This window comes from Pseudomonas sp. W2Aug9 (assembly GCF_023127755.1).
GTDB classification, from domain to species: domain Bacteria; phylum Pseudomonadota; class Gammaproteobacteria; order Pseudomonadales; family Pseudomonadaceae; genus Aquipseudomonas; species Aquipseudomonas synxantha_A.
The window spans coordinates 571694-584895 of record NZ_SPKL01000035.1 but is presented as its reverse complement, the minus strand read 5'-3'; the positions used below and the strand labels follow the sequence as shown (position 1 = coordinate 584895).

Here is a 13202-nt window from a genome sequence, read left to right as displayed (position 1 = left end):
AAACGATGCATCGCCGATGGTAGTGTGGGGTTTCCCCATGTGAGAGTAGGTCATCGTCAAGATTAAATTCCGAAACCCCTGTTTGCTAACGCAAACAGGGGTTTTGTTTTGGGCGGTCGAAAAGTACCGAGCTATTCAATACCCACAGCTTTTTGCAAAGCCTCAAAGATCAGTCGAACCTTGCAGCGCTTCAGGGTTCACAGCAGGGGCGTCATGTATTTATCTCTATCGTTGTGTACCTACAGACACAGGGGCAACGTCTGAGCTCTTATGCAAAATAATCCCCGGAAACAGGCCGCACCGCCTGTCCGGACCCGACCACCCGGACTATCATGCCGATAGCCCAATCCCTTACCGCAAGGAGCCGCTCGGAACGCCGATGCGCCAGATCTGGAAATCTTTTCGAGCCCTTTATTTCGCCTCTTTGATGATGCTGATTGGCTCCGGCCTGCTCAGTACCTACCTGGCCTTGCGCCTGGCGGCAGACAATGTCGACAGTTTGTGGGTCGGTGCGCTGATGGCCGCCAACTATTTTGGCTTGGTACTGGGCGGCAAGATCGGGCATCGCCTGATTGCCCGCGTTGGACATATTCGTGCCTATGCGACTTGCGCCGGAATCGTCGGCGCGGCAGTGCTGGGTCATGGCTTGATTGATTGGCTACCTGCCTGGATCGTGCTGCGGATAATCGTCGGCCTGGGGATGATGTGCCAGTACATGGTTATCGAAAGCTGGCTCAATGAACAGGCGGATGCCAAGCAGCGTGGCGTAGTGTTCAGCGGCTACATGATCGCGTCCTACCTCGGGTTGGTACTGGGGCAGTTGATCTTGGTTATGCATCCTCACCTTGGGCTTGAACTGCTGATGTTGGTCGCGCTGTGTTTTGCGTTGTGCCTGGTGCCTGTGGCCATGACTCGACGCATTCACCCCGCACCCCTGCACCCGGCCCCGATGGAGCCCCGTTTTTTTATAAAGCGTGTGCCACAGTCTCTTAGTACGGTGCTGGGCGCGGGCTTGATCGTTGGGTCGTTCTACGGTTTGGCGCCGCTCTACGCGTCTCAGCAGGGGCTGACGACTGAGCAAGTCGGCTTGTTCATGGGGAGCTGCATTTTTGCCGGCTTGGTCGTTCAGTGGCCGCTGGGATGGCTGTCGGACCGCTATGACCGCGCGCTGTTGATTCGCTGCTTTGCGTTGTGCCTGGCCGTAACAGCGTTGCCGCTGGCGATCATGACTCAAGTACCGCTGGAAGTGCTGTTTGTGGCAGGCTTCTTCTGTTCGCTGGTGCAATTCTGCCTTTACCCATTGGCAGTGGCTTTTTCCAACGATCATGTAGAAGGTGATCGTCGGGTTTCGCTGACGGCCATGTTGTTGGTGACCTACGGCATAGGCGCCAGTATCGGCCCACTGCTGGCGGGCGTAGTGATGAAGTTGTTCGGCAGCCAGATGCTCTACGCGTTTTTCAGTTTGTGTGCGTTGATCCTGGTATGGCGCATCCGCCCCAAAGCAGTGACCAACCTGCACCAGGTCGACGACGCCCCGCTGCATCACGTGGCGATGCCTGACAGCATGTCCAGTTCACCGCTGGTAGCAGCGCTAGACCCACGGGTGGATGAGCAAGTGGTGCAGGAGCAGATGCAGGTCACTGTCCCTGACCCGGAACCCGAGCCAGCCCCGGTAACTGATGAGCCAGCCAATGAAGAGCCGCAGGAGCCGGTGGACCCGGATGAACATCCCCATGACTTGAGCAGGGCACGCCCCTGAATGAAAACGGGCAGTTCCTATCAGGAACTGCCCGTTTTTTATTTCAGCGTCCAAACCTTAAAGATCATCGTCCTTGTCGAAGCGCCGAGCCTCACGCTGCAGCTGGTAGACAAAACGCTCCACCTGGCGCTGCACCAAACCACTCATGTTGTGAAAGCGCACGCCAGCAAAGGTCGTGTTGATCTTGTCTTCGAAGTGCAGGTAGCGCAGTTCGACGGAGGTGGTCATGCTGCCAAAGGGCAGGGCGGCGATAAAGCGGTCATAGACCTGGCCCAACTGCAGGCGCTCGGAGATATCGCCCTCAAAGCGCAATTTGCAGCCGGTGGCGGAAATGTCCAGAAGTTTGCCGCTGATCGGTGCCTTGAGCTTCTCGCCGCCCAGTTCGATATTCACCAATTGCGCAAGTTTCAGCGCGGCGCGAAATGCATTGCGCCGCTGATGGTAAACCACTTCATCAGGCATGCTGCCGCTATAGATACGGTGGCCGTCTTTTTCGCTGATGTTCAGCGTGCCATTGCTTTCCCAGGCAACCCGTACACCTTCATGGAAGCCTTCGATACGAAAGGGTTCGCCGTTCTCGAGGTAGCGCTCACCGTCTCGGGGGATCATTTCATCCAGGGCCAGCGTTTTGCTGTCCCGATCAATATCCACCAAATAGCTTTGAAAGCGCTGGCTGCGTTCGTGGAAAGTGATGATCAGCGGATCATGGCTTTCTTGCAGCATCCGTAATGTGCTGGCGACTTCCAGAGGCGTAGTGAGCACCTTCGGTGGCTGCGGTGCATCTTCCGCATTAGGGGCGTTGAACACGGTTCTTCCATCTCCAGACAAAGTACGACTACACGCAAGAACCGGCATTTTGCCAGTATGTAGCGCTCCTTGGATAGGTCGCGCTGTAAACCGGTGTCAGGCTTGGCTGCGGGTACTTGGCTTGACCAGGCGAGAGGTGGAGCCTTGGGCGTTGTACAGGGCCGGAGGCTCACCACCGTGCAGTATGCGCAACTGATTGGCGGTCGTGGCTTGCTGAAGCTGGATTGATTGGCCGTTGAGCAGGTTGGCTTCCTGGCACTGGGCAAGCAATTGATTGAGTTCTTTGCTTTGCGCCAGTAATTGATCACCGACCGAGGAATGGCTGGCCAGTTGTGCCAGGCCTTCGTGATCGGCAGGCAGGCCCAGGCTGATGAGTATCTGGCTGCGCTTCTTGCCGTGTTGTTCGAGCAACACAATCAGCGACTGCTTGCGCGCCAGGATTTCTTCGAGCAAGGGCATGTCCCGGCCGTACAGGGCCAGGGATTCTTCCTTGAGCAGCTCAAGCAACTGGTGCGTGGGCGCCAGATCATCAATGATCAGTTGAAGCAGATGTTCGTCGTGGTGCATGGCTGGCCTTGGGTTTTAAGCGTCCAAAAGCCCTGCGCAGGCTTTTGCCTAGCGCTCGGCTTCGAAGTTAAGCAGCTTACTGGCTACACGGCTGCTGTCGACTTTATAGCTGCCGTCGGCGATGGCCTGTTTCAACTCAGCCACGCGAGCTTTATTGACAACCGGCTGATCACGCAGCGAGTCAGTGACCTTCTGCAACTGTTGAGCCTCATTGCTCAGGTGTACCGATTCCCCGCTCTGGCTGGCGCTGGCCTGCTCTGCCTTGGCGGGCAGGGGCTGGGACTTGGCTTCTACGCTGTCCTTGGCACCGTTGGTGCGCGTATTGCCCGGCAAAGCCTGGGTGCTATTCAAACGACTGAAATCAATGACCATGGTGAAAAAAACCTCTGGGTATTTGGACGCTTGCCATGTTTTCGGCCATACCCGGGCAAACTTTAGGCTCGATTGACAATAAACCTGTACCGCTCGACATCCAATACACAGTGTAGGAAAAGCCGGGCTGTGATTCCAGTGATCTATAAAGCAACTTCGACCTGACCTGGCGCCGTGACCCGCGCCTTGATCACGCGATTGGAGTTGAGGTTCTTGACGCGAATCTGTTCGCTCATGCCGCCGTTGGACAGTGCCTCCCCTGGCATCCTTACGTTCAGCCCGCCACTGCTGGCAGAAATCACCACCTGGTCACCCTTGCGAATCACTTCGGCCTGTTCCAGATGAACCAGTGTGATGACTTGATCGGTGACCATTGGTCGGGTGAGTCTCTGCCCGATAGCCTGATCCACTGAGGTCAGGTAGCCCTGGTTGATCAGGCTGATATCGCGCTCGCGCAGGGCCACATCCTCGTAGCCGATGATGCCGGTGCGTTTCAACGGTCGCGCGACCACTACCACATCGCGGAACAGCTTGACCTGAGCCGGCACGAATACCGTCCAGGGCGAGGCGCCTTCACAGCGAACTTTTACCGTTACGCGTCCGATCGGCTGGGCAGGGCTTTCCAGCGTGGCTGTCAATTCCTTGTCGCACATCGGCATGCGCAAGCGCGGGTCCAACTGGCTGACCTGAATTTCATAACGTCCCGGGGTCTGCGTGGTCGCCAGATAATCTTCTACAGTGAATTCAAGAAAACCCTGGGTGACGCCGATAAGGAGATCAGGCAGGGTGACATTGTCGGCGCGTGCGGTAGCGCCAATGCTCAAGGCAAGCAGCGCCATCACGGTGCTGAACAGCCGGCGGTGGCTAGGGCGTCGGGAAACTGTCGTTTTAATATCCATGTTTAATAAATAGCAAAGCTCGTGCCGTTTAGTGTTGGGTGCGCGTCGTACCCCCAGGATTTAGGAGTCAGGGCATGGCAGGTGTAATGGATTCAGTAAACCAGCGCACACAGCTGGTAGGGCAGAATCGCCTGGAGTTGTTGCTTTTTCGCCTGGATGGCAAGCAGTTGTACGGCATCAACGTATTCAAAGTGCGGGAAGTGCTGCAATGCCCCAAGCTGACGATCATGCCCAAGTCCAGCCCAGTGGTGTGTGGCGTAGCCAACATCCGTGGTGCAACTATTCCCATTCTTGACCTGGCGATGGCCACGGGCTCGGCGGGTTTGCAAGACCGCCAGAACCCCTTTGTGATCATCACCGAGTACAACACCAAGACCCAGGGTTTCCTGGTGCGCTCGGTGGAGCGTATCGTCAATATGAACTGGGAAGAGATCCACCCGCCGCCCAAGGGCACGGGGCGCGATCACTACCTGACGGCGGTGACACGGGTCGATAACCAGTTGGTCGAAATCATCGACGTGGAGAAAATCCTCGCCGAAGTGGCGCCCACCTCGGAAACCATCTCTGTGGGTGTGGTGGATGCCGAGACTGCGCACAAGGCGGTGTCTCTGCGCGTATTGACCGTGGACGACTCCTCAGTGGCGCGCAAGCAGGTCACACGCTGCCTGCAGACCGTTGGTGTAGACGTGGTGGCCCTCAATGATGGTCGTCAGGCCTTGGATTACCTGCGCAAGCTGGTGGACGAAGGCAAGAAGCCCGAAGAAGAATTCCTGATGATGATCTCCGACATCGAGATGCCGGAAATGGACGGCTACACGCTCACGGCCGAGATACGCAACGATCCACGCATGCAAAAACTGCATATCATCCTGCATACTTCGTTGTCGGGGGTATTCAATCAGGCAATGGTCAAGAAGGTTGGTGCTGATGACTTTCTGGCCAAATTCCGTCCTGATGACCTCGCATCCCGGGTAGTCGACCGGATCAAGGCAGCAGATCACGGCTAGGGGATTTCCCCCGGCGATCACACGATTTAAGAGGCGGTATCATTGTCTACGGGTAATTTGGATTTCGAACAGTTCCGGGTCTTCCTGGAAAAAGCCTGTGGCATATTGCTCGGTGAAAACAAGCAGTACCTGGTATCCAGCCGTCTCAACAAACTGATGGAACAGCAGGGCATCAAGTCCCTGGGTGAGTTGGTCCAGCGGATCCAGGGGCAGCCGCGCAGCGGGCTCAAGGAAATGGTGGTCGATGCAATGACCACCAACGAAACCCTGTGGTTTCGCGATACCTACCCCTTTGAAGTGCTCAAGAACAAAGTGTTGCCGGAAGCCATCAAGGCCAGTCCTGGCCAGCGCCTGCGTATCTGGTCGGCGGCTTGTTCCTCGGGGCAGGAGCCGTACTCGATCTCGATGTCCATCGACGAGTTCGAGCGAACCAACATGGGCCAGTTGAAAGCCGGCGCGCAAATTGTTGCTACCGACTTGTCCGGCACCATGCTCACCAACTGCAAGACCGGTGAGTACGACAGCCTGGCCCTGGGCCGCGGTTTATCCCAGGAGCGCCTGCAGCGTTACTTCGACCCCAAAGGCGCCGGACGCTGGGCGATCAAGGCACCGATCAAGAATCGCGTGGAGTTCCGCTCGTTCAACCTGCTCGACAGCTACGCCAGCCTGGGCAAGTTCGACATGGTGTTCTGCCGCAACGTGCTGATCTATTTCTCGGCTGAAGTGAAGAAAGACATCCTGTTGCGTATCCACGGCACGCTTAAGCGCGGCGGTTACCTGTTCCTCGGTGCTTCCGAAGCGTTGAATGGCCTGCCGGACCATTACCAGATGGTGCAGTGCAGCCCGGGGATCATCTACCAGGCCAAGTAAGTCGCACGCAGTTAAAGTGTGGGAGGGGGCTTGCTCCCGATAGCGGTGGTTCAGTTGATGTCTTTATCACTGATACACCGCTATCAGGAGCAAGCCCCCTCCCACATTTGTTTCTGCGACAACGTTGAAGAAAGCGGCAACTCCCCATTGCCGCTTTACTGTCACTACGTGGAAAACGCTTGCCGCTTTTCTGGCATAGTCGCCGGCAACTACCCTCGAAACCCTTGATATACGGGCTTCCGCAAGATTGGCACGCACCTTGCTATAACCCTGCTAACGAACAGCAGGTCAGCCTAAAGGTTTCCGCCATGAGCATCAGCTTCGATAAAGCGCTCGGTATCCATGAACAAGCCCTGGGCTTTCGCGCCCAGCGTGCCGAAGTCCTGGCCAATAACATTGCCAATGCCGATACCCCGAACTACAAGGCTCGGGACCTGGACTTCTCTGCCGTGCTCGCCGCACAGCAAGACAAGACCAAGAACGGCACCTTCGCCTTGAACATGACCAACAGCCGTCATATCGAAGCGCAAGGCCTGAGCAAGGGTGACGAGTCGTTGCTGTATCGCACGCCGATGCAGCCGTCGATCGACCAGAACACCGTCGACGCGCAGTTGGAGCAATCGAACTACGCCGAGAACTCGGTGAACTTCCAGGCCAGCTTCACCCTGCTCAACAGCAAATTCAAAGGGCTGATGTCAGCCCTGCGTGGAGAATAAGCCATGTCCCTGTCCAGTGTTTTCAATATTGCCGGCAGTGGCATGAGCGCGCAGACCACGCGTTTGAACACCGTCGCCAGTAACATCGCCAACGCCGAGACCGTCTCTTCGAGCATTGACCAGACTTACCGTGCCCGTCACCCGGTGTTTGCCACCATGTTCCAGGGTGGCCAGGCCGGTGGCAGCGATTCTTTGTTCCAGAACCAGGACGCAGCCGGCTCCGGCGTGCAGGTGCTGGGTGTGGTCGAAGACCAGAGCAACCTGGAGGCCCGTTACGAGCCCAACCATCCGGCCGCGAACGAAAAGGGTTACGTCTACTACCCCAACGTCAACGTGGTCGAGGAAATGGCTGACATGATCTCCGCCAGTCGTTCGTTCCAGACCAATGCGGAAATGATGAACACCGCCAAAGCCATGATGCAGAAGGTCCTGACCCTGGGTCAGTAATAAGGGGCGCCAAATAATGGCCATCGTTGATACGTCAAACAACACGGCAGTCCAGGACCTGTTCAATTCCAAGGTCAAGGACGCTTCGAACAATGTCTCGAATGTTTCCAAAGCAGCCACTGGCAACCAGTCGCTGGGCAAGGATGCATTCCTGCAGTTGCTGGTAACCCAGCTGAAAAACCAGAACCCGCTGTCGCCCCAGGACAACGGCGCGTTCGTGGCCCAACTTGCCCAGTTCAGCAGCCTGGAAGGCATCAACACCCTGAACGACTCGGTGAATAACATCTCCAGCAACTTCAGCTCTTCGCAAGCGCTGCAGGCTTCATCGCTGGTGGGGCGGTCGATCATTATCCAGACCGACAAAGCCATGGTTGATACCAGCAAGAGCATGAACGGTTCGGTAGAGGTGCCATCGGCGGTGGGCAACGTTTCCGTCAAAATCACCGACAAGGACGGCAACGTCGTGCGCACCGTGGATATGGGCGCGCAGAGTGCCGGCAGCCAGAGCTTTATCTGGGACGGCAAGAACGACAAGGGCGAGGTCGCCCCAGCCGGCACTTACACCTTCAATGCCAGCACCAAGAACGACAAGGGTGACTCGGTTTCCCTGGCCACCTCGCTGCCAGCCACCGTAACCAGCGTGACCTTGAGCAAGACCGGCGGCGAAATGCTGCTCAACCTTGCAGGCGGCATGGGCAGCGTCAAGCTGTCGCAAATTCAGACTATCGGTACATAGAGCCGGCTAAATACGGCAGAGGGAGAGAAACATGTCTTTTAATATCGGCCTTAGCGGCCTCTATGCGGCCAACAAACAACTGGACGTGACCGGCAACAACATCGCCAACGTTGCGACCACCGGCTTCAAGTCATCTCGTGCGGAATTTTCCGATATTTATGCGGCTTCCAAACTTGGCACTGGCCAGAACACCATCGGCAACGGTGTGAACCTGGCGGCGGTGTCGCAGCAGTTCACCCAGGGCGACGTCAACGGCGGTGGCGGCATCCTCGACATGGCGATCCAGGGCGGTGGTTTCTTCGTGCAGAAGGGTGGCGACGGCTCGCTGGAATACACCCGAAGCGGTGCTTTCCGTGCGGACAAGGACGGCTACATCACCAACAACACTGGCACTTCGCGTCTGCAGGGTTACGCTGCGGACGAGAATGGCAAGATCAACAAGGGTGGTCTGGTCGACCTGCAACTGAACCTGGCGAACCTGCCACCGAAGGCGTCCACCAAGGTGGATTCGGCCAGCAACCTCAACTCCTCGTCGCCGGTAATCGACCAGACCAAGAACCCCTTTGACCCAACCAAGTCAGAAACCTTCACCACGCAATACGGCACTACATTGTATGACTCCCAGGGCAACGCGCACCCGATGGTTCAGTACGTGGTGAAAACCGGTGCCAACGAGTGGCAGTCCTACACCTTGATCGATGGCCGTAACCCTGACGGTTCGCCTCCGACCGGTACCGGGGCTGATGTGAAAGCGCCAGTGCCGTCGACCCTGGCTTTCGATGGTGCCGGTAATCTCAAGAGCATCGTGACCGGTGGTGTTGCCGGCAACACCCTGACCATTAAGGATTGGGTACCCGGTACAGTGACCGATGGTGTCTGGAAGGCCAACGATGCGTCAGCGAACAAGGATGGCATCGCTATCAACATGGGCAACGTCACCCAGTACAACTCGGCCAGCTACCGCAACCCGCCGGTCACTGACGGTTATGCCACTGGCCAGATCACCGGCCTGAAAGTCGACGGCAGCGGTGTATTGTTCGCGACCTTCAGCAACCAGCAGAGCAAAGCCATCGGCCAGATTTCCCTGGCCAGCTTCAACAACGAGCAAGGCTTGCAGCCGGCTGGCGGTACTACTTGGAAAGAGACCTTTGCATCGGGCCAGCCGGGTTACGACGCGCCGGAAGCTGGCACGCTGGGTTCTATCAAGGGCTCCTCTCTGGAAGCCTCCAACGTCAACCTGACCAACGAGCTGGTTGACCTGATCAAGGCCCAGAGCAACTACCAGGCGAACGCCAAGACCATCTCCACCCAAAGCACCATCATGCAGACCATCATCCAGATGACCTGATAGGTTAGTGCTTCAAAATGTGGGAGGGGGCTTGCCCCCGATAGCGGTGTATCAGCCAAGTATCCATTGACTGACACCACCCTATCGGGGGCAAGCCCCCTCCCACATTTGCATCTGCTTCACGCTGCCAATCCAGTTATTGACCGAACCGCAGTACCGCAACAAGGGCTTTATGCCCGCCCAAGAAAAAGCCCCCGATACACCCTAGGTGTATCGGGGGCTTTTCTGCCTTAAGTGGTTAAACCCTCGGCAGGTTCAGCTTATTGGCAAGCTTCGCAATCCGGCTCGTCAATCGCGCAGGCCTTTGGCACAGGTGCCGGACCGGCAGGAGCTGCGAGAACCGAATCATCACCATGGTTGCCGCTGGAAACAGCGTTCAACTTACCGGTGTTGATGGTCGACTTCTCGGTGCTGGTCGCGGCCAGGGCACGGAGGTAGTAAGTGGTTTTCAGGCCACGGTACCAGGCCATGCGGTAGGTCACATCCAGCTTCTTGCCCGAAGCGCCGGCGATGTAGAGGTTCAGCGACTGAGCCTGGTCGATCCACTTCTGACGGCGGCTGGCGGCGTCAACGATCCACTTGGTATCCACTTCGAAGGCGGTCGCGTAGAGCTCTTTGAGTTCTTGCGGGATGCGTTCGATCTGCTGCACGGAACCGTCGTAGTACTTCAGGTCGTTGATCATGACCGAGTCCCACAGGCCGCGGGCTTTCAGGTCGCGAACCAGGTATGGGTTGATCACGGTGAATTCGCCCGACAGGTTCGATTTCACATACAGGTTCTGGTAGGTCGGTTCGATCGACTGCGACACGCCAGTGATGTTGGCGATGGTGGCGGTCGGTGCGATGGCCATGATGTTGGAGTTACGAATACCTTTTTGCACGCGGGCACGAACCGGCGCCCAGTCCAGGGTTTCGTTCAGATCAACGTCGATGTACTTCTGGCCACGGGCTTCGATCAGGATCTGTTGCGAATCCAGCGGCAGGATGCCCTTGGACCACAGCGAACCCTGGAACGTCTCGTAGGCGCCGCGCTCGTCGGCCAGGTCGCAGGACGCCTGGATCGCATAGTAGCTCACCGCTTCCATGGATTTGTCGGCGAACTCGACCGCAGCATCGGAACCGTAAGGAATGTGCTGCAGGTACAGCGCGTCCTGGAAGCCCATGATGCCCAGGCCCACTGGACGGTGCTTGAAGTTGGAGTTCTGCGCCTGTGGCACCGAGTAGTAGTTGATGTCGATTACGTTATCGAGCATGCGTACTGCGGTGTTGACGGTGCGCTCCAGCTTGGCGGTGTCCAGCTTGCCGTTGACGATGTGGTTCGGCAGGTTGATCGAGCCCAGGTTGCAAACGGCGATCTCGTCCTTGTTGGTGTTCAAGGTGATCTCGGTGCACAGGTTCGAACTGTGGACCACGCCCACGTGCTGCTGCGGGCTGCGCAGGTTGCATGGGTCCTTGAAGGTCAACCAAGGGTGGCCGGTTTCGAACAGCATGGACAGCATTTTGCGCCACAGGTCTTTGGCCTGGATGGTCTTGAACAGCTTGACCTTGCCTGGGTACTCGGTGAGGGCTTCGTAGTACTCGTAGCGCTCTTCGAAGGCCTTGCCGGTCAGGTCGTGCAGGTCCGGCACTTCGGATGGCGAGAACAGGGTCCACTTGCCGTCATCGAAGACGCGCTTCATGAACAGGTCAGGGATCCAGTTGGCGGTGTTCATGTCGTGGGTACGACGACGGTCATCACCGGTGTTCTTGCGCAGCTCGATGAACTCTTCAATGTCCATGTGCCAGGTTTCCAGGTAGGCACACACAGCGCCTTTGCGCTTGCCACCCTGGTTAACGGCGACGGCGGTGTCGTTCACCACTTTCAGGAACGGTACAACGCCCTGGGACTTGCCGTTGGTGCCCTTGATGTAAGAACCCAGTGCGCGCACCGGGGTCCAGTCGTTACCCAGGCCGCCGGCGAATTTGGACAGCATGGCGTTGTCGTGGATCGCGTGGTAGATGCCCGACAGGTCATCCGGCACGGTGGTCAGGTAGCAGCTCGACAGCTGAGGACGCAGGGTGCCGGCGTTGAACAGGGTCGGGGTCGACGACATGTAGTCGAAGGACGACAGCAGGTTGTAGAACTCGATCGCACGGTCTTCTTTGTTCTTCTCTTCAATCGCCAGGCCCATGGCCACGCGCATGAAGAACACTTGCGGCAGTTCGAAGCGGATACCGTCCTTGTGGATGAAGTAACGGTCGTACAGGGTTTGCAGGCCCAGGTAGGTGAACTGCTGATCGCGCTCGTGGTTGATCGCCTTGCCGAGTTTTTCCAGGTCGAAGGTGGCCAGGATCGGGTTCAGCAATTCGAACTCGATACCCTTGGCGATATAGGCCGGCAGGGCTTTGGCGTACAGGTCAGCCATCTCGTGGTGAGTGGCGCTGTCGGCGACTTTCAGGAAGCCCAGGCCTTCGGCACGCAGGGTGTCCATCAACAGGCGCGCGGTCACGAACGAGTAGTTCGGCTCGCGTTCAACCAGGGTACGGGCGGTCATCACCAGCGCGGTGTTGACGTCGGTCAGGGCCACGCCGTCGTACAGGTTCTTCAGGGTTTCGCGCTGGATCAGGTCACCGTCGACTTCTTCCAGACCTTCGCAGGCCTCGGTGATGATGGTGTTCAGGCGGCCCAGGTCCAACGGGGCAAAGCTGCCGTCAGCCAGGGTGATGCGGATCGACGGGTGCGCTTGTACGGCAGCTTCTTCGGCCGGGGAGCGTACGGCACGTTCCTTGGCGCGCGAATCGCGGTAGATCACGTAGTCGCGGGCCACTTTTTGCTCGCCGGCACGCATCAGGGCCAGTTCAACCTGGTCCTGGATTTCTTCGATGTGGATGGTGCCGCCCGAAGGCATGCGACGCTTGAAGGTCGCGGTGACCTGTTCGGTCAGGCGGGCAACGGTGTCGTGGATGCGCGACGAGGCAGCAGCGGTGCCGCCTTCAACTGCAAGAAACGCTTTGGTGATGGCGACGGTGATTTTGTCATCGGTATAAGGAACGACAGTGCCGTTACGCTTGATCACGCGCAGTTGGCCAGGTGCGGTGGCGGACAGATCCAGATTCGAATCAGCGGCCTGCGGCACGGAGCCTTGCGGGTTCTCGCGAGTTGTGTCGGTTTGCATGGGGGGTTGTCTCCACATTCTATATTTATTTGGGCACCATCAAGGTGCCCACCGTTCCGTCCTGAAGCACTTACAGCAGGCCAGGGCCTGGCATAACAACTTCGGGACAGGAGGAAGGGAGCTCATCGCGCCGCTTCCATGCCGAAGTCTTTGGCTTGGGGCCGGGAGCCCTTCGCCGTATTCCTGCTGGGTGACAGTGGCCTGGTTCAAGCCCTGCAACACCCGTACCGTCTTCAGCCAAGCGGGCTTGAAAACGGCTGCCATCCGCGTGCGCGGTTTGGGCTTTGAAAAAATGCTTTGGTTCAACCAAACGTGAGCAAGAAAGCGCTTGAGTTTCTGGTCTGACTTGTGTTTGGTTTTTTCGCTTAAAACCCTACATGTAGGGTTTTTTTAGCGCCGAGGTACAAGATAATGCGTTTTTGGGGGGTTAGCAACGCACTACCTGTGGATAACGCTGTGAGTAAAATGTGTATGAATCGTGGAACACCCGTGTAGGCCGCATTACTACTGGATCACACC

The 13202-nt window shown here is 57.4% G+C and carries 12 protein-coding genes; 7 read left to right on the top strand and 5 right to left on the bottom strand.

Annotated elements, in window-relative coordinates; all coding sequences use genetic code 11:
- Window positions 1–379 precede the first annotated feature (379 nt).
- Window positions 380–1759: an MFS transporter gene (locus tag E3O56_RS23435; protein WP_148854156.1), complete on the top strand. Its 1380-nt coding sequence runs from the start codon at window positions 380–382 to the stop codon at window positions 1757–1759.
- A 57-nt stretch (window positions 1760–1816) separates the two neighbouring features.
- Here E3O56_RS23435 and E3O56_RS23430 read toward each other — a convergent pair whose 3' ends face one another.
- The 4 genes from E3O56_RS23430 to flgA form a co-directional block, all read right to left on the bottom strand.
- Window positions 1817–2566, bottom strand: coding sequence for a flagellar brake protein (locus E3O56_RS23430; RefSeq protein WP_005790597.1), 750 nt, complete (start codon window positions 2564–2566; stop codon window positions 1817–1819).
- 96 nt (window positions 2567–2662) lie between these two features.
- Complete coding sequence (locus E3O56_RS23425; RefSeq protein ID WP_005790595.1) at window positions 2663–3133, bottom strand: flagellar protein FlgN; 471 nt, start codon at window positions 3131–3133, stop codon at window positions 2663–2665.
- Between the two features lie 48 nt (window positions 3134–3181).
- Complete coding sequence (gene flgM / locus E3O56_RS23420; RefSeq protein ID WP_032879838.1) at window positions 3182–3505, bottom strand: flagellar biosynthesis anti-sigma factor FlgM; 324 nt, start codon at window positions 3503–3505, stop codon at window positions 3182–3184.
- A 143-nt stretch (window positions 3506–3648) separates the two neighbouring features.
- On the bottom strand, window positions 3649–4404 hold the full coding sequence (gene flgA / locus E3O56_RS23415; RefSeq protein ID WP_032879840.1) for a flagellar basal body P-ring formation chaperone FlgA: 756 nt from the start codon (window positions 4402–4404) through the stop codon (window positions 3649–3651).
- A gap of 74 nt (window positions 4405–4478) precedes the next feature.
- On the opposite strand from flgA, the gene E3O56_RS23410 reads away from it, so the two are divergent.
- The 6 genes from E3O56_RS23410 (at window position 4479) to flgE (ending at window position 9528) form a co-directional block, all read left to right on the top strand.
- Entirely contained in the window at window positions 4479–5411 is a 933-nt protein-coding gene (locus tag E3O56_RS23410) for a chemotaxis protein CheV (RefSeq protein WP_005790590.1), read from the top strand.
- A gap of 42 nt (window positions 5412–5453) precedes the next feature.
- The gene (cheR, locus tag E3O56_RS23405) at window positions 5454–6281 is read left to right on the top strand and encodes a protein-glutamate O-methyltransferase CheR (protein WP_005790588.1); all 828 of its coding nucleotides are present in this window, start codon (window positions 5454–5456) and stop codon (window positions 6279–6281) included.
- 308 nt (window positions 6282–6589) lie between these two features.
- Window positions 6590–6997, top strand: coding sequence for a flagellar basal body rod protein FlgB (gene flgB, locus E3O56_RS23400; RefSeq protein ID WP_003193573.1), 408 nt, complete (start codon window positions 6590–6592; stop codon window positions 6995–6997).
- A 3-nt stretch (window positions 6998–7000) separates the two neighbouring features.
- Window positions 7001–7444 (top strand): flagellar basal body rod protein FlgC, encoded by a 444-nt coding sequence (gene flgC, locus E3O56_RS23395; protein WP_005790586.1) that lies wholly within the window; start codon window positions 7001–7003, stop codon window positions 7442–7444.
- A 16-nt stretch (window positions 7445–7460) separates the two neighbouring features.
- The gene (gene flgD, locus E3O56_RS23390) at window positions 7461–8180 is read left to right on the top strand and encodes a flagellar hook assembly protein FlgD (protein WP_248129073.1); all 720 of its coding nucleotides are present in this window, start codon (window positions 7461–7463) and stop codon (window positions 8178–8180) included.
- 31 nt (window positions 8181–8211) lie between these two features.
- A complete protein-coding gene (flgE, locus tag E3O56_RS23385; RefSeq protein ID WP_005790582.1) occupies window positions 8212–9528 on the top strand; it encodes a flagellar hook protein FlgE in 1317 nt (438 codons plus the stop codon).
- 260 nt (window positions 9529–9788) lie between these two features.
- On the opposite strand, the gene E3O56_RS23380 is transcribed toward flgE, so the two are convergent.
- Window positions 9789–12683, bottom strand: coding sequence for a ribonucleoside-diphosphate reductase subunit alpha (locus E3O56_RS23380; RefSeq protein WP_032879843.1), 2895 nt, complete (start codon window positions 12681–12683; stop codon window positions 9789–9791).
- Window positions 12684–13202: the final 519 nt, after the last annotated feature.